Genomic DNA, 22,164 nt, shown 5'->3' on the forward strand with positions numbered 1-22,164 from the left:
CACAGCGGCGTCAGGGCGCCACCGCGTCGATCGCCTTCATGATGCGCTTGTCCGAGACGGGCTGGGCCGTGCCCAGGGCATGGGCGAAATAGCTCACCCGCAGCTCCTCGATCATCCAGCGGATGTCCAGGACCTGCTGGGGCACCGGCCGTCCCTTCGGGAGCTGTTCGAGCAGCCAGGCGTACTCGTCCTGCATCTCGTGGACCTTCTCCATCCGCGTGGTGTCGCGCTGGACGGCCGTCGGCATCTGCTGCAACCTCCGGTCCACCGCGACGAGATAGCGCATCAGGTCCGGCAGCCGGCGCAGCCCGGTGCGGGTGACGAAGCCGGCCGGTACGAGGGCCGCGAGCTGGTCCCTGACGTCCTGGACGTTGTTCACCAGGGTCAGACTGTTCGTGGCCTTCAGCCGGCGCTCACAGGCCTGCCACGCCGCCAGGATCTGCTGCACCTGGCCGATGGTCCGTACGGTCGCGTCGACCAGATCGGCGCGGACCTTGTCGTACAGCTTCCGGAACGATTCCTCGTCCCACGCCGGGCCCCCGTGCTCCGCGATCAGCCGGTCCGCCGCGGCCGTCGCGCAGTCGTCGAACAGCGCCTGGACCGAGCCGTGCGGATTGCGGGACAGGGCCAGCTTCTGCTGGTTGGTGAGCCGGTCGGAGGCGAACTTCGCGGGGTTCACCGGGATGTTCAGCAGGATCAGCCGCCGGGTCCCCGCCCACATCGCCTGCTGCTGCTCCGCCTCCGTGTCGTAGAGGCGTACGGCGACGGACGCGCCCTGGTCGACCAGCGCCGGATACGCCTTCACCGGCTGACCGGCCCGCCGGGTCTCGAAGATCCGCGAGAGGGCGCCGATCGTCCAGTCCGTCAGCCCCGTGCGCTCGATCGACGCGCCGCCCGAGCGCTCCGCGGTGGCCGCGGCGGCCTGGGAGAGGGCCTGGCGGGCCTTGGGCCGCAGACGCTGCTTCAGCGCCTCCAGATCCTTGTCCTCGGCGATCTTGCGGCGCCGCTCGTCCACGATCCTGAAGGTGATCTTCAGATGGTCCGGGACCCGCGACAGATCGAAGTCGTCGCCCGTGACCGGAACCCCCACCATCCGCTGGAGCTCCCGGGCGAGCGTGACCGGCAGCGGCTCCTGGAGCGGCACCGCGCGCTCCAGGAACGCCTTCGCGTAGTTCGGCGCGGGCACGTAGTGGCGGCGGACCGGCTTGGGCAGCGACCGGATCAGCTCCATGACCACGTCCTCGCGCAGACCGGGGATCTGCCAGTCGAAGCCCTCGGAGGTGACCTGGTTGAGCACCTGGAGCGGTACGTGGACGGTCACCCCGTCCGCGTCCGCGCCCGGCTCGAACTGGTACGTCACCCGGAAGCTGAGCCGGCCCTGCCGCCAGGAGTCCGGATAGTCGTCCTTGGTGACCGAGCCGGCCTTCTCGTTGATGAGCATCGAGCGCTCGAAGTCGAGCAGCTCGGGCTCCTCGCGGCGCCTCTGCTTCCACCAGGAGTCGAAGTGCGCGCCGGAGACCACCTCGTCCGGCACCCGCCGGTCGTAGAAGTCGTAGAGCGTCTCGTCGTCCACGAGGATGTCGCGGCGCCGCGCCCGGTGCTCCAGCTCCTCGACCTCGCCGAGGAGTTTGCGATTGTCATGGAAGAACTGATGATGCGTACGCCAGTCGCCCTCGACCAGCGCGTGGCGGATGAACAGCTCCCGTGAGATCTCCGGATCGATACGGCCGAAATTCACCTTGCGCTGGGCGACGATCGGCACTCCGTAGAGCGTCACCTTCTCGTACGCCATCACGGCCGCCGCGTCCTTCTCCCAGTGCGGCTCGCTGTGGGTGCGCTTGAGCAAATGACCGGCGAGGGGTTCGATCCACTCCGGCTCGATCTTCGCGTTGACCCGCGCCCAGAGCCGGGAGGTCTCCACCAGCTCGGCGGACATGATGAAGCGCGGTGGCTTCCTGAAGAGCGACGAGCCCGGGAACACCGCGAACTTCGCGCCGCGCGCGCCCAGGTACTCGTTCTTCGCGGAGCCCTTGCCGGCCTCCCCGCCGGCGTCCTTCACATCCTTCATGCCGATGTGCGACAGCAGGCCCGCCAGCAGCGAGACATGGACGGACTGGTCCCCGGCGTCCTCCTCGTTGAGATGGATACCCATCTGCCGGGCGACCGTACGGAGCTGGGAGTAGATGTCCTGCCACTCCCGGATCCGCAGGAAGTTCAGATACTCCGACTTGCACATACGGCGGAAGGCGGAGGAGGACAGCGTCTTCTGCTGCTCCCTGATGTACCGCCAGAGATTGAGGAAGGCGAGGAAGTCGGACGTCTCGTCCTTGAAGCGGGCGTGCTGCTGGTCGGCCTGGGTCTGCTTCTCGGCGGGGCGCTCGCGCGGGTCCTGGATGGAGAGCGCGGCGGCGATCACCATGACTTCCCGTACACAGCCGTTGCGGTCGGCCTCGATGACCATCCGGGCGAGCCGCGGGTCGACGGGGAGCTGGGAGAGCTTGCGGCCCAGCGGGGTGAGCCGCTTCTTCGGGTCCTTCTGCGCGGCCTGCGAGGGGTCGAACGCGCCCAGCTCCTGGAGGAGCTGCACACCGTCGCGGATATTGCGGTGGTCCGGCGGATCGATGAAGGGGAACTTCTCGATGTCACCGAGTCCGGCCGCGGTCATCTGGAGGATGACGGACGCCAGGTTCGTACGGAGGATCTCGGCGTCCGTGAACTCCGGGCGGGACTCGAAGTCGTCCTCGGAGTAGAGCCGGATACAGATGCCGTCGGACGTACGGCCGCAGCGGCCCTTGCGCTGGTTGGCGCTGGCCTGGGAGATCCGCTCGATCGGCAGGCGCTGGACCTTGGTGCGATGGCTGTAGCGGGAGATACGGGCGGTGCCCGGATCGATCACGTACTTGATGCCGGGAACGGTCAGCGAGGTCTCGGCCACATTCGTCGCGAGGACGATCCGGCGTCCGCCGTGGCGCTGGAAGACCCGGTGCTGCTCGGCGTGCGAGAGCCGGGCGTAGAGGGGGAGGACCTCGGTGCCCCGGAGCTTGCGTTTCTCCAGGGCGTCCGCGGTGTCGCGGATCTCACGCTCGCCGGAGAGGAAGACGAGGATGTCGCCGGGGCCCTCCGACTGGAGTTCGTCCACGGCCTCCGAGATCGCGGTGATCTGGTCGCGGTCACCGTCCTCGCCGTCCTCCTCCAGCAGGGGGCGGTAGCGGACCTCGACCGGGTACGTACGGCCCGAGACCTCCACGATCGGAGCCTCGCCGAAGTGCCGGGAGAAGCGCTCCGGGTCGATGGTCGCCGAGGTGATGACGACCTTGAGATCCGGGCGGCGGGGGAGGAGCTGGGCCAGATAGCCGAGCAGGAAGTCGATGTTGAGGCTGCGCTCGTGGGCCTCGTCGATGATGATCGTGTCGTAGGCGCGCAGCTCGCGGTCCGTCTGGATCTCGGCGAGCAGGATGCCGTCGGTCATCAGCTTGACGAAGGTCGCGTCCTGGTCGACCTGGTCCGTGAAGCGGACCTTCCAGCCGACGGCCTCGCCCAACGGCGTGTCCAGCTCCTCCGCGACGCGCTCGGCGACGGTACGGGCGGCGATCCTGCGCGGCTGGGTGTGCCCGATCATGCCGCGGACGCCCCGGCCCAGCTCCAGACAGATCTTGGGGATCTGGGTCGTCTTGCCCGACCCGGTCTCACCCGCGACGATCACGACCTGGTGGTCGCGTATCGCCTCCAGGATCGTGTCCTTCTTCTGGCTGACGGGGAGCTGCTCCGGGTACGTGACGGCGGGCACGCGCGCGCCGCGCAGCCGCATCCGCTCGCCCGCCTTCCCGGCCTCACCGGCGATCTCGTCCAGCACGGTCTGCCGTGCCTCGGGTTTACGAATGCGCCGGGCGCCCTCGAGACGGCGGCCGAGCCGGTGCGCGTCGCGCAGCGAGACGTCGGCCAGCAGGGTCTGGAGGTCGGCGAAGGAAGTAGACATACCGAGCCAAGGATCTCACCCGCGGAACGGGGGTGGCGAACCCATTTCGATTACGTCGGGCGCGGGGCCGTTCCGTATGTCACACGGGAGCGTGGACCGCCGCCGCTCGCTGGGCTCTCACCGGTCGACCTCTCCGTGTCGCGGGTATAGGGAGGGACTTAGGTCCTGTTTATACCTTTCATCCAGTTCATCAAGTTCATCCAGTTTCGCTACGGAGGTCGCTCGCACATGTCTGCCACCCCGTCCCCGTCCTCGTCCTCACCGCCGCCGCCGAAGTCATCGTCGCCCGCGAAGTCGCCCTCCCCGGCGAAGTCGCCGCCGTCGCCGTCCGCGCCGGGCAACCCGACGCCGTCGCCGTCGCCGTCTGTGTCGGGCAGGCCGTCGCCGTCGCCCGTGTCGCCGGCCCCGGCCCCTGCCCCGTCGCCGTCCGTGTCTTCGTCCGTGTCGCCGTCCGCGCCGGCGCCCGTCTCTCCGTCCGCCGCTCTCGCGCCGTCGCACCCGGTCTCTCCGCTCTCGCCGTCCGCGTCGCCGGCTCCCGCGCCGTCCTCGCCGACGTCCCCCTCGCCCGTGTCGGCTCCGTCGGCTCCGGCTCCGGCTGCGAACCCGGCTGCGAACCCGGCTTCTGCTCCGGCGCCGTCCGCCTCTCCGCCTCCGTCGGCGGTGCCGCCCGCGCCCCCGGAGTCGCCGCCGTCCCCTCCGGTGTCTCCGCCTCCGGCGCGGTCGGCTCTGCTGGCGTCCCCGCCGTCGTCGGCCGAGGCGCCGTCCGCTCCCGCGACGCTGCCGCCGGTGGCGCCGGTGGCGCCGGTGGCTCCGTCGGTTCCGGCAGCCCCGGTGGCTCCGACCCCTCAGCCGGCGCCGTCCCCGAGCGTGCCGACTCCGCCTCCGCCGACTCCGCCTCCGTCCTCGTCCCCGCCTCCGGTGTCGCCACCCCCGACGACCACGCCGACCTCCCCGGAGACCTCCCCACCGGGGTCCCCTCCGCCCGTCACCTCTCCGCCCGCGACTTCTCCACCTCCGGCGCCGCCGCAGGAGTCGGCCCCGTCCGTGGCACCGTCCGCCCCCGCGGCGGAGCCGCCGTCGGCCCCGGCCCCCGTGTCACCGGGTTCTCCACCGGTCTCCACGCCGGCGTCGGCCCCTCCGCCCCCGCCTCCGCCGGGGGCCGCGCCGGAGCCGTCTCCCGCGCCCCCGCCCGCGTCGGCCCCTCCGTCTTCGCCCGACTCCGCCCCGCCGCCGCCCGCGTCTTCGCCGCCCATGTCCCCGCCCCCGGCCTCCCCGCCCCCGTCTCCGCTTCCGGCCGGAGCGGCCCGTCCCTCCCGTCAGGGCGCCGTCGTCGGCGGGGGCATCGTGGCCGCAGCCCTGCTGCTCGGGGTGATCTCGTACACCACCTCCGGTACGGAGTCGCCCTCCCGCGACGAACCCGGGGACCGGGTGGTCGCCGAGGTGCCCGCCCGGCCGCAGGGCAGGGTCTATCCCGAGCTGATGAAGCTCGCCCGGCGCGGTGTCGGTGATCCGCTCGCGGTCGGCCGTACGGACGCGCCCGTCGTGATGGTCGAGTACGCCGACTTCAAGTGCGGCTACTGCGGGAAGTTCGCCCGCGACAGCGAGCCAGCGCTGATCAAGAAGTACGTCGGTGACGGCACCCTCCGTATCGAGTGGCGCAACTTCCCGATCTTCGGCAACCAGTCCGAGGCCGCCGCGCGCGCCGCCTGGGCCGCCGGGCGGCAGGGCCGCTTCTGGGAGTTCCATGCCGCCGCGTACGCCAAGGGGTCGAAGGAGAAGGGCTTCGCTGTCGAACGGCTCGACCAGCTCGCCCGCGAGGCCGGGGTGAAGGACATCAGCCGTTACCGGGACGACCGGGAGAGCGACGCCGCCGAGGCGTCCGTACGGAAGGACCTGGCGGAGGCGTACGGGCTCGGCGCCACCTCCACCCCGTCCTTCGTCGTCAACGGCCGCCCCATCGCGGGCGCCCAGCCGCTGGAGACCTTCACCCGGGCCATCGAGGCGGCGAAGAACGACCCGCTCCCCAAGGACGTCCCGAAGAAGGACACCCCCCAGAAGAACCAGGCACCGAAGGGCGTTCCCACGACCGGCATCCCGACAACCGGCGGCCCCATGACCGGCGTTCCCACAGCGGGCGTCTCCCAGAAGGACACGACCAAGCAGGACAGCAAGGCCGGCGGCAGGGCCGGCGGCAAGGCCGGCAGCAGGGGCGACGGCACGGGCGACGGGAAGGTCCACGGAACAGTCCACGGGACGGTCAGCGGCAAGGGCGACGAGGGCCAGGACGAAGGCGAGGGCGAAGGCGGGAAGGTCGATCGGTGACGACCGACATCGGCTATCCGGTCGCTCTGTTCGGCGGCCTGCTGGCCCTGCTCAGCCCGTGCAGCGCGCTGCTGCTGCCGGCGTTCTTCGCGTACTCCGTCGACTCCGCGGGCAGGCTCCTCGCCCGTACCGGCATCTTCTATCTGGGCCTGGCCACCACCCTCGTCCCGCTGGGCGCCGCCGGCTCCTTCGCGGGGCGGCTCTTCTACGGTCACCGCGATCTGCTGGTCGCCCTCGGCGGCTGGCTGATCATCGCGCTCGGGCTCGCGCAGATCCTCGGCCTGGGCTTCGCCTCGCGCCGTATCGCCGGGCTGTCGGGGCGCATCCGGCCCACGACCGCGCTGTCCGTGTACGCGCTCGGCCTGGTCTACGGGCTCGCGGGCTTCTGCGCGGGCCCGATCCTCGGCAGTGTGCTGACGGTGGCCGCGCTCGGCGCCGGCCCGTTCTACGGAAGCGTGCTGCTCGCGGTGTACGCGCTCGGCATGGCCGTACCGCTGTTCCTGCTGGCCCTGTTCTGGGAGCGGTTCGGCCTCGGCCGACGGCGCTGGCTGCGCGGCCGTGCCTTCCGGGCCGGCCGTCTGGAACTGCACACGACCACGCTGCTCTCCGGGGCCTTCTTCATCGTGCTGGGCGCGGTCTTCCTGGTCTTCGACGGTGCGACCGCGCTGCCGGGGCTGCTCTCGGTCGACCAGTCCTACGAGGCCGAGCGCTGGGCGCGCGGGGTCGGCGCGGCGGTGCCGGACTGGGCGCTGCTGACCGCGGTGGCGCTGGTGGCGGTGGCGGTGACGGCCGCGCGGTGGCCGCGCGGGCGGGAGGAGCGGGAGGAGCGGGAGAAGGAGGCGGCGGCCCGTACCGAAGAGGCAGGGACGGGCGGCGCCTGAGCGATGAGCGGCGCAGAAGCGCGGACGGCACGGCACCCGAGCACGGGCGGCACCCGAGCACGGGCGGCCCCTGAGTACGGGTGGCGCGTGCGCGCAGACGGCGCAGGAGGACCGGCGGCGCGTGCGCACGGCCCACGCGATGAGAAAGCCCCCTGCCGAGAAACTCGGCGGGGGGCTCATGCCCTTGCGGGCCCTGGTGGCTGGGGCCGGGATCGAACCGGCGACCTATCGCTTTTCAGGCGATCGCTCGTACCAACTGAGCTACCCAGCCACGCAACCTGACGGTTGCAGCGGTCCTGACGGGATTTGAACCCGCGGCCTCCACCTTGACAGGGTGGCGAGCACTCCAAACTGCTCCACAGGACCTTGCGCTGTGCGCGAGCACCAGTCTCGCACACGGGATCGCGTGCCCCCAACGGAATTGGGTCCGCTCCGCCAGTTGCCCGAAGCCCCATCCGTGAGAGCGGACGCTCTCCGCGACCATCGTCGAGCGGTCCCGTTCCTCGTCGGACTGGTGATTCCCAGTGACCGGCCGGACACGTACCGCTTGGCTGATGTCGCTGAATCAGCGTAGCAGACCCACGGTCCTGCCCCGCACGCGTGACCTGCGGCCTCGTCCTCCGCCGACCCCCCGTGGCGAGGGTGGTCATGCGTCCTTCTCTCGTGAAAGCGACAGTGGAGACAAGGGGGTCGGGACGGCCAGGGGGACCCGGAAGGAGACACGGATGGCGCGACGGTGGGACACGGCCGGGGACGGCACGGGCGGCGGCACCCGGTGAACGGGCTCCTGGACGCGCTGCCGGACGCCCAGCGCGCGCTGCTGACGACGGCCCCGCGCGACAGCGAGCTGCTGGAACGCCCCATGCTCGCGGTGCTCAGCGACCGGCGGGAGTTCGACGACGGATGGATCTTCGAGCGCAAGCTCGACGGCATACGCGCGCTGGGTGCCCGCTCGGGGGAGCGCGTGCGGCTCCTGTCCCGTACCGGCCTGCCGATGCGCAACTACCCCGAGATCGGGGAAGCGCTCGGCCGCCAGCCCTGCGGGGACTTCACGGTCGACGGGGAGATCGTCGCCTTCTCGGACGGCCGCACGGATTTCGCCCGTCTTCAGCAGCGGATGCAGATCACCGACCCCGAGCGTGCCCGTGCGACCGGGATCGCCGTGGAGTACCACGTCTTCGACCTGCTGCGTCTGGACGGCGTCGATGTCTCCCGGCTGCCGCTGCGCACCCGCAAGTCCCTGCTGCGCCGGGCGCTGCGTTTCGGCGCGCCTCTCCGGTTCACCCCGCATCGCAACAGCGGGGGGCAGGCGGAGCTGGACGAGGCGTGCGCGCGGGGCTGGGAGGGGCTCATCGCGAAGCGCGCGGACGGCCGTTATCAGCGGCGCCGCTCTCCCGACTGGCTCAAGCTCAAGTGCGCCCGGGGCCAGGAGCTCGTCATCGGCGGATTCACGGAACCGGCGGGCAGCCGCGTCGGCTTCGGCGCGCTGCTCGTCGGCTACTACGAGGACGGCCGGCTGCGGTACGCGGGCAAGGTCGGCACCGGCTACGACCGCCGCACGCTGGTCCGGCTGCGCGCCGTCCTCGACGCGTGGGAGATCCCCCGCCCGGCCTTCGCCGACGCCCACCGCATACGGGAGAGGACGGCCCACTGGGTGCGCCCCGATCTGGTCGCTCAGATCGGTTTCACCGAGTGGACGCGGGACGGAATGCTGCGCCACCCGAGGTTCCTCGGACTGCGCGACGACAAGGAGCCCGCGGCGGTGGTCCGCGAGGAACCGGCGCCCGGCTGACGGCCGCTGAGGCCGGCCCCGACGGACGGCGGCGCCGGCCCCGGCGGACCGCCACCGCAACGGCCGCTGAGGCCGCTGAGGCCGTCGCGCCGACGCCGTCGCGCGCGGGTCAGCTCTCGTGGGTGTCGCGGGCGCCCGGCCGGTCCTCGCGGTGCCGGTGGCCCGGAAGCATCTCCTGGACCTTCGCCTTCAGCCCCTGCCTGACCATGCCCTTCCGGTCGCTGTCGCCCTTGACGATCGCCGCCGCGGTCGCCTCCATCTGGTCGTAGTCGGCGTGCGGCGGAATCGGCGGGACGGCGGGATCGGTGAGGAAGTCGATGACGAACGGCCGGTCCGCCGCCAGCGCCCGCTGCCAGGCCGCCTCGACCTCGCCGGGCTTCTCCACCCGTACACCGCCGAGTCCGACGGAACGGGCGAAGTCCGCGTACGGCACGTCCGGGATGGCCTGCGAGGGCAGGAACTGCGGGGCGCCGGACAGGGCGCGCATCTCCCAGGTGACCTGGTTGAGGTCCTGGTTGTTCAGTACGGCCACGATCAGCCGGGGGTCCTCCCACTCCCGCCAGTACTTGGCCACGGTGATCAGCTCGGCCATGCCGTTCATCTGCATGGCCCCGTCCCCCACGATGGCCACGGCGGGCCGGTCGGGGTGGGCGAACTTCGCCCCGATGACATACGGCACCCCGGGCCCCATGGTGGCGAGCGTGCCCGAGAGCGACCCGCGCATCGAGCCGCGCATCCGCAGATGCCGGGCGTACCAGTTGGCGGCGGAGCCGGAGTCGGCGGCGAGGATCGTATCGTCAGGCAGCAGCGCGTCCAGGGTGTGGACGACGTACTCCGGGTTGACGGGGTCGGCGTCCACGGCGGCACGCCGCTGCATGACCTCCCACCAGCGTGCGGTGTCCTTCTCGATCTTCTCGCGCCACGCGCCGTGCTTCTTCCGCTCCAGCCGCGGCAGCAGGGCCCTGAGCGTCTCCCGCGCGTCTCCGACGAGATTCACCTCGAAGGGGTAGCGCAGCCCGACCATGAAGGGATCGATGTCGATCTGCACGGCCCGCGCCTGGTCGAACTCCGGCAGGAACTGGCTGTACGGGAAGCTCGACCCCACGACGAGCAGCGTGTCGCAGTCCCGCATCAGCTCGTAGGAGGGCCGGGTGCCCAGCAGGCCGATCGCGCCGGTCACATAGGGCAGTTCGTCGGACAGCGCGTCCTTCCCCAGCAGCGCCTTGGCCACCCCGGCGCCCAGGATGTCGGCGAGCTCCTCGACCTCCGCCCGCGCGCCCCGTGCGCCCTGTCCGATCAGGACGGCGACCTTCTCGCCCGCGTTGAGCACCTCGGCCGCCCGGCTGATCTCGGAATCGCCCGGGAGAGGCGCGTACGACGAGCTGCCCAGGCTGGACGGCACCATCTTGAAGTCGTGCGTCGGCGGCGTGTAGTCGAGTTCCTGGACGTCCGCGGGGACGATGACGGCCGTCACCGTCTTCTTGGCGTACGCCGTGCGCATGGCCCGGTCGATGACGTTGGGGAGCTGCTGGGGGACGGTCACCATCTCGCAGAAGTCGGAGGCGACGTCCTTGTAGAGGCTCAGCAGATCGACTTCCTGCTGGTACGAGCCGCCCATGGCGCTGCGGTTGGTCTGGCCGACGATCGCCACCACGGGTACGTGGTCGAGCTTGGCGTCGTACAGGCCGTTCAGCAGATGGATCGCGCCGGGACCCGAGGTCGCCGCGCAGACACCGACCTTGCCGGAGAACTTCGCGTAGCCGACGGCCTGGAAGGCGGACATCTCCTCGTGCCGCGCCTGGATGAACCGCGGCCGGTCCTCGGCCCGTCCCCAGGCGGCGAGGAGTCCGTTGATGCCATCACCCGCGTAGGCGAAGACATGATCGACCTGCCACTCGCGCAGCCGCTGGAGGATGTAGTCCGACACCTTGATCGACATGGGTCTCCCTCTCGTGGCGTCTCGTCCGGGAACACGGGAACACGGGACCCGTCGGGCCGTACCGCCTCCGCCGCCGCTGAGGCGTGTTCCCGAACGGCCCGGCGACTAACGCGGGGTGACGCGGCCGAACGCGGGCCGACGGGGGACCGCGCCTCCCGGTGTGCGTCCCGGTGTGCGTCCCGGGGCGCTTCCCGATGTGCGCCCCGGTCACGCCGGGCGCTGGTTGTGCGCCTCGGCCACGCGGTCGTTGAGCGCACTGCCCCAGGCGCGCAGCCTGCGGGTCACCAGATGGGACGGGGGCCCTACGGCGGCGCCCTCGCGCAGACCGCCGGAACCGCCTGTCGCGGCGGGCAGCCGACGGGCGGCCAGTGTGGTCATACGAGTGGTGAGCGCGGGGGCGAGACCGTGGGCGAGGCTCGCCGCGCGGGCGACCGGAGTGAGCACGATCCGGGTGCGGCGGCGCTGGACGCCCGTGACGATGCGGTCGGCCGCGCGCCGGGCGCCCATCGACACCCCGGGGGTGCCCGCCAGGGCGGAGAACCAGGCGAACTCGCGCACCCGGTCCCCGCCGAACGTGGCATGCAGATGGGACCCCGTCCGCATCAGCCCGGGATGCACGGCGGTGACGCTCACGCCGTCGCGCGCCGCTTCGGCGTGCAGTCCCTCGGCCAGCGCTCCGACCGCCGCCTTCGCGCAGGAGTACGGGAGCATGTGCGGCACGGCGAGCAGACCGCCGACCGAACCGATCAGGGCGAGTCTGCCTCCCGCCGGGCTGCGGCGCAGATACGGCAGGGCCTCCAGCGAGGTGTGCAGCGCGCCCATGAAGATGCTGTCCAGCGCGCTCTCGAACTCCTCGGCGCCGATGGCGTCGACGGGTGCCACCTGGATGATGCCCGCGTTGGCGATGACGATGTCGACACCGCCGCAGGCCAGGGCGGTGTCGCGCATCAGCCGCCGTACCGCTTCCCTGTTCCGGACGTCGCACACGGCGGTACGGACGCGTACGCCGGGCGGCCGGCGCACCAGGGCCTCGGCCCGCGCCAGTTCGGCTTCGTCCCGGGCCGCGATGGTGACGGCGCAGTGCCGGGCGGCGAGCTGTTCGGCCAGGAGGAGACCCAGACCTCGGGAACCACCGGTGACGACGGCCGACAGACCCGCGATGGACGGGCGGCCGAGCGGCGGGCGTCCGAGGGAGGGGCGCGTGAGCAGGGACGGCATCGGGGTGCCTCCATCCGCGGTAGGGGCCACGCGGCGTACCCACCCCATGCTCCCGCCGATGGGCCTCCCCCGCATCCGCGCTCGGCCCGGCGGCCCGAACGTGGTCGGGAGGGGGGTCGGGAGGGGTTCGGGAAGGGCGTCCGGAACAGCACGCGGAGGTGCTGGCGCGCGGACATGCTGGCGTGCGGACGTGTCAGGCGTACAGGATGAATATCGGGGAATCCCCGTGCGCGGTCGACTCGGCGACGGAGAATCGCGGGCTTTACGGCTCCACGCGATGTCGGTCGAACCAGCTCCGTGCCGACTGCCGCGCCACGGCGACAGTCGGATACACGGAAACGGTGAAGGTGCCCCCAACGGGATTCGAACCCGTGCTACCGCCTTGAAAGGGCGGCGTCCTGGGCCACTAGACGATGAGGGCTAAGGGCCCGCCTGGGCGCTTTGCAGCGCGTCGGGGACGTGAGAAGCATATGGGATCGGTGAGCGATCGCCAAAACGGGTTACGGAGCAGGTGCGGGGGCGGGTACGGGTGCGTCCGGCGGGGTCCGCGAGGCCGGTCCTGTCCGGGCGCCCGGGAACGGTCCTGCAAGCCCCTCGCCTCCCGACGGGTTCGGGGACGGCGATGAGTCCGGTGATGTGTCCGGTGACGTGCCCGGTGACGTGCTCGGTGACGGCGACGGGCTCGCGCCCGGAGTACCCGCCTCCTTGGGAAGATGGCGGCTGACCTCCGCCGTCGTCAGTCCGAGACCGCCCAGGGTGATCTCGTCCCACGCCTGGAGCCGCTTGGTCGTCCGGTCCAGATAGAGCACGGAGGTGCGTACCTTCTCCGGCTCGTCGTTCTGCACGGCGCGCAGCCCGCCGCCGCCCGTCGACCCCTCGATCTTCAGCCGGGTGCCGTGCGCCATCACCTCGGTCTCGCGGTGGTGGACATGACCGGACAGGGCCAGCGGGACCAGGCCGTCGGTCTCCCGCGCCGCCACCGGGTTGTGGGCGACCGCGATATGGACGGGGGTGCCGGCCGCCTCCTGGTCGCGCAGGGCGGAGGCGAGCTGGATACCGGCCATGCGCTCCGCCGGATCGCCCCCCACCTCCGTCGAGCGGTCGGGGGTGAACTGCGGATCGCCCGTGCCCGCCACCCGGAGCCCGGCGACGGTCACCGCCCGGCCGTCGTCCAGGACCCGGACGTTCTTCATGCGTTGCAGATACTTCTGGGTGATCTCGGAATCGTGGTTCCCGCGTACCCAGACATAGGGGACACCGAGGTCGGCGATCGGGTCGAGGAAGGTGTTCTCGGCGGAGGCCCCGTGGTCCATGGTGTCGCCGGAGTCGATGATGACGTCGATCCCGTACTGCTCCACGAGCGAGCCGATGATGTGCCAGGACGCCGGGTTGAGATGGATGTCGGAGACATGCAGGACCCGCAGGGTCGCCGGGTCCGGCTGATAGGTGGGCAGCGTCGAGGTCGCGTCGTACAGCTTGGTCACATTGGTGACCAGCCGCGCCAACTCCTTCTGGTAGACGTCGAAATCGGTGACGATCGAGCGGGCGCTGCCGACGACCTGGGGGGCGGAGGAGAGCAGTCCGGAGAACTTGGGCTCCAGCACGGACTTGGGGTTCCAGGTGGCGTACGCGCCGACGCCGGAGGCGGCCAGCAGCGTGAGCGCGAGCCCGCCGGCGGCGAGCGCGCGGCGCGGGCGGCGGTAGACGGCGAGCCCGAGGGCGGTCGCGCCGGAGACGACGGCGACACAGGAGCGTACGGCCAGTTCCGTGGTGCCGTCCGCGACATCGTGGGTGACCTCGGCCTGGAGCCCGGAGAGCCGTTCGGGGTGCTCCACGAGCGCCGTGGAGCGCACCGGGTCGAGCTGGTCCACATCCACGTCCAGCCGGATGGGCGCGGTGTGCGTCTTCATCTCCAGCGCGCCCAGCGGCGAGACATTGATCTTGGTGCCGCCGGTGAGCGAAGGACGCAGGGTCATCCGGGTGTCCATCGGGCCGACGGGCGTTTTCACGCTGCCGACGACCAGCAGACCGAGCCACGCGCCCAGCACCACGACGGCGACCAGACCGAGGGCGCGGGAGTACGGGTGCGGGGCGTGGGTCAGCGCGCTGGTGGGCCCCTCGCGACGGGAGTGGAGATGGCCCAGGATGCGGGTACGTGTGGCACGGAACGGGAAACGCAGTACATCACGGGCCATTGGGCCCGTATGCCCGGAGCGGCGGGCGGCCATGCGTGCGCTACGCCAACGTGCGTAGTCTTTTGATCCTCCTGATCCTCCTGATGACCGGGATGTCAGGGATGTCAGGGATGCGCCTGTGACACCTGTGGCCGCCGCTCCGGCGCGGGGAGCGCGCCCGGGAGGGCGGGCGCGGACGGGCGGGTGGCTGCGGGCGGGTGGGTGGCTGCGGACGGGCCGCCGCCGGGGCGCGGGTGGCGCTCGGCGGCGTGGACACCCTCAGCCCCAGCCCAGCTCGTGCAGACGCTCGTCGTCGATGCCGAAGTGATGGGCGATCTCATGGACGACGGTCACGGAGACTTCGTGGACCACGTCCTCCGGGCTCTCGCAGTAGCGCAGGGTCGGCCCCATGTAGATCGAGATGCGGTCGGGCAGGACTCCCGCGTACCACTCGCCCCGGTCCGTGAGCGGTGTTCCCTCGTACAGCCCCAGCAGTTCGGGGTCGGACGGGTCGGGCTCGTCCTCGACGAAGACGGCCACATTGTCCATGACCCGGGTCAGCTCCGGGGGGATCTGGTCGAGGGCCTGGCCGACCAGCTCTTCGAACGTCTCGCGCGTCATCTCCAGCACAGGGCCATTGTCCGTGATGACCGGCCGATCCGGTGGGGGCGTACAGACGCGGGAAGGGACGTTTCCCTATCCGCTTCCGGGCGATATGGCGGCTGTTTCCAGTGATTTCGCGATTGGTCGGGGCGGTGCGCGCGGCGCGTGGCCGGGGACCGGTGTGAACGCGTCACACACGAGGCCTGAACACGCCCCGGGCGTGTCCCCGGCGGGGAAAAGGAAGTTGGGCAGGGAAACCCCCTCGCCGTCGGCAGGGGAGCCCATAGGGGAACCCATTCCCGTGCCCCGGAGGTGCCGCCGTGCGTCAGTTTTCCGCCTTGTCCGCCCCAGGCCGTCTCGCCGTCCGTATCGTCACCTCACTGGCGGTCGCGGCGTCCGCCGGCTGTATGAGTGTCGGTCAGGACGAGGGCAAGCCGGCGCCGTCGCGCTCCGCCGGCCGCCAGGGTTCCGCCGCGGAGTCCGACGGGGGTACGGGGGCGGGCGCCGGCGCGCCGCACGCCTGGCAGGGGTACACGGGCGAGGGTGCCGTGCAGGGCGCGGGCGGCGCGGGGGGAGTCGGCGGGGGAGCGGGCGGCGGGGACGGGCGCACCTCGCCCAGCCCCAGCTCCGCGGACACCCCCTCGCCCGAGCCCTCGAAGGGTGAGCGGCCGCGGCCCGGGAAGTCGACGCCGCCGCGGAACGAGCCCGTACCGACCAAGGAGCCCACGCGCCCGGCGCCGTCGCCCAGCCAGCCGCCGCAGCAGAGCCCCGATCCGGCGCCGGAGCCCGAGCCGGAGCCGACGAAGCCGCCGGAGCCGCCGTCCGGTTCGCCGCCGGGAGACATCCGTACGAGCCTGACCTCGGCCGGGGAGACGGCCGGGGCGGGGTCGGACACGGGTGCCGGGCCCGCGTCGGGCAAGTCGTCCGGGAATGCGTCCAAGAAGTCGCCGGGCAAGGCGCCGGGTACGGCGTCCGGGAAGGGAATGCGCAAGCAGCCGACGGCATCACCGCAGATGGGACCGGTGTGAGACCGGTCTGACGGGGGTCGCCGGGGTGGCGGTTTGCCTTGGAGGGGGGTAGGTGCGTATGGTAGTAGATCGTTTGATCATTGCCTGGCGCCGACACAGAAGAGCGCCACGTGGCGCGTACTCTCCCTTGCCGTGGCTGACCGCATTGAGGCGGTCGATTTGCGAATCACGGAGTTTGGGCGCGTGCCGAGACTCCGGAAGGTTTCGCATTTCGCATGTCCATTTCCAGTACTGACCACGCCGTCATGCCCGAGAACGTCCCCACCGAGCCGGTGGAGACCGTCGAGGGTCCGGAGGCCGCTGCGGCCACCGGAACGGCCCCCGCCGAGACGGCTGAGACCGTCCGGATCCCCGAGTCCGCCGAGTCCCCCGAGCAGTCGGCCGTGGCGCCCGTGACCGCCGAGTCCGCCGAGACCGTCGCCCCGTCCGCGACCGACGAGTCCGCCAAGACCGAGTCCTCCGAGACCGAGTCCGCCGAGACCGGGCCCTCCGAGACCGTGGCCGAGTCCGCCGAGGATTCCGCCGCCGAGTCCGCCGAGGAGTCTTCCGAGACCACGGGGCTGACGTTCACTGATCTGGGCCTGCCCGAGGGCATCGTCCGCAAGCTCGCGCAGAACGGCGTCACCGCCCCCTTCCCGATCCAGGCGGCGACCATTCCGGACGCCCTGGCCGGCAAGGACATCCTGGGCCGTGGCCGTACCGGTTCCGGCAAGACCCTCTCCTTCGGTCTGCCGCTGCTGGCGACGCTGGCCGCCGGCCACACGGAGAAGAAGAAGCCCCGGGGCATCATCCTCACCCCGACCCGTGAACTGGCGATGCAGGTCGCGGACGCGCTCCAGCCGTACGGCGATGTGCTCGGCCTGAAGATGAAGGTCGTCTGCGGCGGTACGTCGATGGGCAACCAGATCTACGCCCTGGAGCGCGGCGTCGACATCCTCGTCGCCACCCCGGGCCGGCTGCGCGACATCATCAACCGTGGTGCCTGCTCGCTGGAGAAGGTCCAGATCGCGATCCTCGACGAGGCCGACCAGATGTCGGACCTGGGCTTCCTGCCCGAGGTCACCGAGCTGCTCGACCTGGTGCCGGCGGGCGGCCAGCGGATGCTCTTCTCCGCCACCATGGAGAACGAGATCAGCACGCTGGTCAAGCGCTATCTGACGCACCCGGTCAGCCACGAGGTCGACAGCGCCCAGGGCAATGTCACGACCATGACGCACCACGTGCTCGTCGTGAAGCCGAAGGACAAGGCCCCGGTGACCGCGGCGATCGCCGCGCGCAAGGGCCGCACGATCATCTTCGTACGGACGCAGCTCGGCGCCGACCGGATCGCTGAGCAGCTCCGCGAGTCGGGGGTGAAGGCGGACGCGCTGCACGGCGGTATGACGCAGGGCGCGCGGACCCGGACGCTGGCGGACTTCAAGGACGGTTACGTCAACGCGCTGGTCGCCACCGATGTCGCCGCCCGCGGTATCCACGTGGACGGTATCGACCTCGTACTGAACGTGGACCCGGCCGGGGACCACAAGGACTATCTGCACCGCTCGGGCCGTACGGCGCGGGCCGGCAAGTCCGGAGTCGTCGTCTCGCTGGCGCTGCCGCACCAGCGCCGCCAGATCTTCCGGCTGATGGAGGACGCGGGCGTCGACGCCTCGCGCCACATGGTCGGTGGAGCGGGCGCGTTCGACCCGGAGGTCGCCGAGATCACCGGCGCGCGTTCGCTGACGGAGGTCCAGGCCGACTCGGCGAACAACGCGGCCAAGCAGGCCGAGCGCGAGGTCTCCGAACTGACCAAGCAGCTCGAACGCGTCCAGCGCCGCGCCGCCGAACTCCGCGACGAGGCCGACCGCCTGGTCGCCCGCGCGGCGCGCGAGCGGGGCGAGGACCCGGAGGCCGCGGTGGCCGAGGTGGCCGCCGAGGCCGAGCGCGCGGTGGAGGAGGCGGCTGCCGCGGCCGCCGCCGTACCGGCGCAGCGCGAGGAGCGCAGGGACAGCCGCGACGACCGGGGGAACTTCGGGCGTCGTGACGACCGTGGCGAGCGCAGCGGACGGGGCGGCGCGCGTGGCTACACGCCGCGTGACGGCGGCGGGGACCGGGGCGAGCGTGGCGGCTTCCAGCGCCGCGACGACCGCGGTGGCGACCGTGGCGGTGACCGCGGTGGCTTCCAGCGCCGGGACGACCGCGGCGGCGAGCGCCGTGACGACCGTGGCGGCTTCCGCCGGGACGACCGGGGCGGCGAGCGTGGCGGTGACCGCGGTGGCTTCCAGCGCCGGGACGACCGGGGTGGCGAGCGTGGCGGTGACCGCGGTGGTTTCCAGCGCCGTGACGACCGTGGCGCGGAGCGCGGCGGCTTCAACCGTGACCGTGGCGAGCGTCGCGACGACCGTGGCGGCGAGCGCCGTGACGACCGTGGCGGCCGTTCCTTCGAGCGCCGCGACCACCGGGCGCCGAGCGACCGCCCCTTCAACCGTGACCGCCGGGACGACCGTCCGGCCGGCGGCGGCTTCCGCGCCGGCGCCCACGACCGCCCGTCCACCCGCCGCGACGACCACCGCGGCGGCTCCACGGGCACCGGCACCGGCTCCTTCGGCCGCCGGGACGACAAGCCGCGCTGGAAGCGCAACGGCTGACCGTCACCCGATCTGACGCCTCACCAGGGCCCGTGATCCACCCCCAGGGTGGCCCACGGGCCCTCGCCGGTCCCCCGCCTCCCGCCCCCGCACCGAGGCACGACATCCCCACGACCGGATACCCGATCGGCGCACCGCCCCCGGCGGGCTATGCTCGTGGGTGTTGAGCCGAGGGCCGTTAGCTCAATTGGCAGAGCAGCGGACTTTTAATCCGTTGGTTGTGGGTTCGAGTCCCACACGGCCTACATCTCAGCCCCAGGTCAGAGCCGGTTACTGATCTGGGGCTGTCGCATGTTCGAGTTCATTTCGGACATCTGCTCCACCGATGCTCGTCGAAGTGCAAACGATCACGCGGAAGAGCCCCGGTCGCGCGTGCGACCGGGGGTCGGGCACGATATGACCTCGCTCATCGCCCACTGCCGGCATACCGGGGTTTTCCCTGCCGAGCACACCGGTTCGTCATCCCACATCACCCACATCACCCACATCGCCCACATCGGGCTCACCGGCCGGCCTCACGCCTGCGGCAGCGCGGCCACGGTCGGCCTGCGGGGAGGAGCACCGCCGGAGCACGCGCGCACGGGCTGTAAGTCGTTGACAGTGCAGACGGCTTCTCGTCCAAGTGACATTCTGGGAGCCGCATAGCGGCGAAGGGGAGTTGGCTCATGCGGTGGACGGTTCATGGCGAGCGTCAGATTTACAGCAACCCGTGGGTCAACCTCTGGCTCGTGGACGTCCAGCAGCCGGACGGCCGACGCTGGGAGCACCATGTGGTCCGGATGCGGCATCTCGCGGTCGCCGCGGTGGTGGATGAGCAGAAGCGGGTGCTGATGATGTGGCGCCATCGGTTCATCACGGACACGTGGGGCTGGGAGCTGCCGATGGGCCTGATCGAGGCCGACGAGACGCCGGAGCAGGCGGCGGCCCGTGAGGTGGAGGAGGAGACCGGCTGGCGGGTGGAGGGCCTGAAGCCTCTGGTGTACGCGCAGCCGGCGAACGGCATCACCGACTCGGAACATCACGTCTTCCGCGCTCAGGCTGCCGCTTACGCGGGCCCGCCGACCGAACTGAACGAGTCGGACCGTATCGAGTGGATCCCGATGTCCGAGATGCGCGGCATGATCGACCGTCGCGAGGTGGTCAGCAGCGGAAGCCTGGTCGGCCTGCTGTACCTGCTGCTGGACGAGGCAACCGGCGCCACGAATTAGCCGAGGGCCTCGCGCATCCGCTGCTCGAAGCGGAACACCCCCGCCTGCGCGGGGACCACCAGCGCATCGTGTGCAGGACCATGACCTCGTCCGGAACACCCCCGCCTGCGCGGGGACCACACGGCCCGACGGACGGCAGCGAGCTCGTCACGCGGAACACCCCCGCCTGCGCGGGGACCACTCACTCTCCGGCTGCACTCGCACGCCGTTTTGCGGAACACCCCCGCCTGCGCGGGGACCACACGGCGACGGCCGCCTACGTCCGCACGGAGACCGGAACACCCCCGCCTGCGCGGGGACCACGACTACTGGATCATCCACCTCAGCGTCGACTCCGGAACACCCCCGCCTGCGCGGGGACCACGAGAGTGGCTGTACCCATACGAGCGTTGGTGCCGGAACACCCCCGCCTGCGCGGGGACCACCATCAGGAGCTTGATCGTCTCGTTCAAGGTCGCGGAACACCCCCGCCTGCGCGGGGACCACAGCCGGACGTCGTCCGGCCGCCCGCCCCCCAGCGGAACACCCCCGCCTGCGCGGGGACCACCAAACCTGCCTGCGGGCCTTGGTGACGGCGCGCGGAACACCCCCGCCTGCGCGGGGACCACAGCCGGACGTCGTCCGGCCGCCCGCCCCCCCCAGCGGAACACCCCCGCCTGCGCGGGGACCACTTGACCTTGCGGGCCTCGCGGCGGACCTTCGCCGGAACACCCCCGCCTGCGCGGGGACCACCGGCCCGGCGGCGGAGGCAGCAGCGGGCGCCGCGGAACACCCCCGCCTGCGCGGGGACCACCGTGCCGACCTACGTTGGCGTCACCCTCGGAGCGGAACACCCCCGCCTGCGCGGGGACCACACCGACAGCACCTACCGCGTGCCCTGGCACGTCGGAACACCCCCGCCTGCGCGGGGACCACCATGGGACGGGGCGGCTGTTGCGGGCAGGGCTCGGAACACCCCCGCCTGCGCGGGGACCACGAGGAGGCACCGGACGTACCGGCGGGCACGAGCGGAACACCCCCGCCTGCGCGGGGACCACTCGGTCACGAACGCGCGCGCCTCGGGTGCGAGCGGAACACCCCCGCCTGCGCGGGGACCACGGTCCACGCCACCAGGGACGTGTCCGTGGGATCGGAACACCCCCGCCTGCGCGGGGACCACCGGAGCACCGGGGCCGGCGCCGCCTTCCCGTCCGGAACACCCCCGCCTGCGCGGGGACCACGAGTTCCTGGCCGTGGCCGCGTACCTGGTCATCGGAACACCCCCGCCTGCGCGGGGACCACCGGGGCCCGAACAAGGTGTATCTGAACTCCAGCGGAACACCCCCGCCTGCGCGGGGACCACGTCGCCGATGTCGGCGAAGCCGATCCGGCCCTCGGAACACCCCCGCCTGCGCGGGGACCACCGGGGCCCGAACAAGGTGTATCTGAACTCCAGCGGAACACCCCCGCCTGCGCGGGGACCACGTCGCCGATGTCGGCGAAGCCGATCCGGCCCTCGGAACACCCCCGCCTGCGCGGGGACCACATCGTCGACAACTGCGGCGTCAACACCCGCTACGGAACACCCCCGCCTGCGCGGGGACCACGAAGGGGTCGTCGATGATGCCGAGGTTGAAGCCGGAACACCCCCGCCTGCGCGGGGACCACCACCTCATCCACACCCCTGGCGAACCCACCCCCGGAACACCCCCGCCTGCACGGGGACCACTTTGCCCAGGTCGTCGCGGATCTCCTTGAATGCGGAACACCCCCGCCTGCGCGGGGACCACCCGGCGAACACCCCGGCTGGCGCCGACCCGCGCGGAACACCCCCGCCTGCGCGGGGACCACGGCCGCCCCGACCAGCCCACTGCCCCCGGCGACGGAACACCCCCGCCTGCGCGGGGACCACGTGGTGGCCCATGACCGTCATGCTGTCTTTTCCGGAACACCCCCGCCTGCGCGGGGACCACGCTTCCTGAGCTGCGGCGTTAGAGGGGCTTTGCCGTTTCTTGACCCAAGCTCGTCCGCATAGCTACATGGTGTCAGAGCCATGTGGCGACGTCCCCATCACTGGGGAAACGCGCTGGCGAGGTGGGATGGTGCTCCTCCGTAGTCGGGGTCCAACCGAGCGCCTCTGCCTGGTCGCGTTAGTCGGCCCGGCCCGGTCGGGAGGCTGTCGAGGTATCGGAAGAGTTAAGCGCGCCTGGTCAGAACGGCAGCTTGCGTGAGCGATGCGTGAGCGGATGGGGTGGCACGGGGCGTTTTGGGGTGGCTCCCGTAGCACTGTGGGGTGCTCTGACCAGGTAGTTCTGGACGGCGGACAATCACGCAGAGCTGCCCGGCACGGCTCAAACGGGTCTGTGAATCCGTTGGTTGTGGGTTCGAGTCCCACACGGCCTACATCTCAGCCCCAG

General features: G+C 71.6%; 13 protein-coding genes, 5 tRNA genes and 1 CRISPR repeat array. Of the genes, 8 read left to right on the forward strand and 10 right to left on the reverse strand.

The window, feature by feature from the left end:
• Positions 1 to 10: 10 nt before the first annotated feature.
• From hrpA to ACFYYH_RS27875, 3 genes are all read right to left on the reverse strand, one after another.
• Positions 11 to 3,976, reverse strand: a complete 3,966-nt coding sequence (gene hrpA, locus ACFYYH_RS27865; protein WP_388556440.1) for an ATP-dependent RNA helicase HrpA — start codon at positions 3,974 to 3,976, stop codon at positions 11 to 13.
• A gap of 209 nt (positions 3,977 to 4,185) precedes the next feature.
• On the reverse strand, positions 4,186 to 4,317 hold the full coding sequence (locus ACFYYH_RS27870; protein WP_388556442.1) for a hypothetical protein: 132 nt from the start codon (positions 4,315 to 4,317) through the stop codon (positions 4,186 to 4,188).
• A 504-nt stretch (positions 4,318 to 4,821) separates the two neighbouring features.
• A complete protein-coding gene (locus tag ACFYYH_RS27875) occupies positions 4,822 to 5,229 on the reverse strand; it encodes a hypothetical protein (protein ID WP_388556445.1) in 408 nt (135 codons plus the stop codon).
• Between the two features lie 91 nt (positions 5,230 to 5,320).
• Here ACFYYH_RS27875 and ACFYYH_RS27880 point away from each other — a divergent pair, with 91 nt between their 5' ends.
• Complete coding sequence (locus ACFYYH_RS27880) at positions 5,321 to 6,298, forward strand: DsbA family protein (RefSeq protein ID WP_388556447.1); 978 nt, start codon at positions 5,321 to 5,323, stop codon at positions 6,296 to 6,298.
• On the forward strand, positions 6,295 to 7,179 hold the full coding sequence (locus ACFYYH_RS27885) for a cytochrome c biogenesis CcdA family protein (RefSeq protein ID WP_388556450.1): 885 nt from the start codon (positions 6,295 to 6,297) through the stop codon (positions 7,177 to 7,179). Before ACFYYH_RS27880 ends, ACFYYH_RS27885 begins: the two co-directional genes overlap by 4 nt.
• 194 nt (positions 7,180 to 7,373) lie before the next feature.
• On the opposite strand, the gene ACFYYH_RS27890 is transcribed toward ACFYYH_RS27885, so the two are convergent.
• Together ACFYYH_RS27890 and ACFYYH_RS27895 are read right to left on the reverse strand one after the other, a co-directional pair.
• Positions 7,374 to 7,450: transfer RNA gene (locus ACFYYH_RS27890), tRNA-Phe, on the reverse strand.
• A 20-nt stretch (positions 7,451 to 7,470) separates the two neighbouring features.
• Positions 7,471 to 7,545, reverse strand: a tRNA-Asp gene (locus ACFYYH_RS27895).
• A 409-nt stretch (positions 7,546 to 7,954) separates the two neighbouring features.
• On the opposite strand from ACFYYH_RS27895, the gene ligD reads away from it, so the two are divergent.
• Complete coding sequence (ligD, locus tag ACFYYH_RS27900; protein ID WP_388556453.1) at positions 7,955 to 8,971, forward strand: non-homologous end-joining DNA ligase; 1,017 nt, start codon at positions 7,955 to 7,957, stop codon at positions 8,969 to 8,971.
• Positions 8,972 to 9,080: 109 nt separating this feature from the next.
• Here ligD and ACFYYH_RS27905 read toward each other — a convergent pair whose 3' ends face one another.
• The 5 genes from ACFYYH_RS27905 to ACFYYH_RS27925 all read right to left on the reverse strand — a co-directional run bounded on the left by ACFYYH_RS27905 (position 9,081) and on the right by ACFYYH_RS27925 (position 14,932).
• Positions 9,081 to 10,910 carry a thiamine pyrophosphate-requiring protein gene (locus tag ACFYYH_RS27905; RefSeq protein WP_388556456.1) on the reverse strand — a complete coding sequence of 610 codons (1,830 nt, stop codon included), beginning with the start codon at positions 10,908 to 10,910 and terminating at the stop codon, positions 9,081 to 9,083.
• 207 nt (positions 10,911 to 11,117) lie between these two features.
• Entirely contained in the window at positions 11,118 to 12,128 is a 1,011-nt protein-coding gene (locus tag ACFYYH_RS27910) for an SDR family NAD(P)-dependent oxidoreductase (protein ID WP_388556459.1), read from the reverse strand.
• 348 nt (positions 12,129 to 12,476) lie between these two features.
• Positions 12,477 to 12,549 (reverse strand) — tRNA-Glu (locus tag ACFYYH_RS27915).
• Between the two features lie 79 nt (positions 12,550 to 12,628).
• Positions 12,629 to 14,323, reverse strand: coding sequence for a metallophosphoesterase (locus tag ACFYYH_RS27920; RefSeq protein WP_388556462.1), 1,695 nt, complete (start codon positions 14,321 to 14,323; stop codon positions 12,629 to 12,631).
• A 258-nt stretch (positions 14,324 to 14,581) separates the two neighbouring features.
• Complete coding sequence (locus ACFYYH_RS27925; protein ID WP_093594234.1) at positions 14,582 to 14,932, reverse strand: metallopeptidase family protein; 351 nt, start codon at positions 14,930 to 14,932, stop codon at positions 14,582 to 14,584.
• Positions 14,933 to 15,225: 293 nt separating this feature from the next.
• Between ACFYYH_RS27925 and ACFYYH_RS27930 the strand changes: the two genes are divergently transcribed.
• From ACFYYH_RS27930 to ACFYYH_RS27950, 5 genes are all read left to right on the forward strand, one after another.
• Positions 15,226 to 15,933: a hypothetical protein gene (locus ACFYYH_RS27930; RefSeq protein ID WP_388556466.1), complete on the forward strand. Its 708-nt coding sequence runs from the start codon at positions 15,226 to 15,228 to the stop codon at positions 15,931 to 15,933.
• Between the two features lie 215 nt (positions 15,934 to 16,148).
• Complete coding sequence (locus ACFYYH_RS27935; protein ID WP_388556469.1) at positions 16,149 to 18,560, forward strand: DEAD/DEAH box helicase; 2,412 nt, start codon at positions 16,149 to 16,151, stop codon at positions 18,558 to 18,560.
• A gap of 172 nt (positions 18,561 to 18,732) precedes the next feature.
• Positions 18,733 to 18,805, forward strand: a tRNA-Lys gene (locus ACFYYH_RS27940).
• A 420-nt stretch (positions 18,806 to 19,225) separates the two neighbouring features.
• Entirely contained in the window at positions 19,226 to 19,768 is a 543-nt protein-coding gene (locus tag ACFYYH_RS27945) for an NUDIX hydrolase (RefSeq protein WP_388556471.1), read from the forward strand.
• Between the two features lie 30 nt (positions 19,769 to 19,798).
• Positions 19,799 to 21,720: a CRISPR direct-repeat array (repeat unit 29 nt; unit sequence CGGAACACCCCCGCCTGCGCGGGGACCAC).
• Positions 21,721 to 22,080: 360 nt separating this feature from the next.
• Positions 22,081 to 22,147 (forward strand) — tRNA-OTHER (locus tag ACFYYH_RS27950).
• Positions 22,148 to 22,164: the final 17 nt, after the last annotated feature.

It is taken from the genome of Streptomyces sp. NPDC002018, from assembly GCF_042890865.1.
GTDB lineage: Bacteria > Actinomycetota > Actinomycetes > Streptomycetales > Streptomycetaceae > Streptomyces.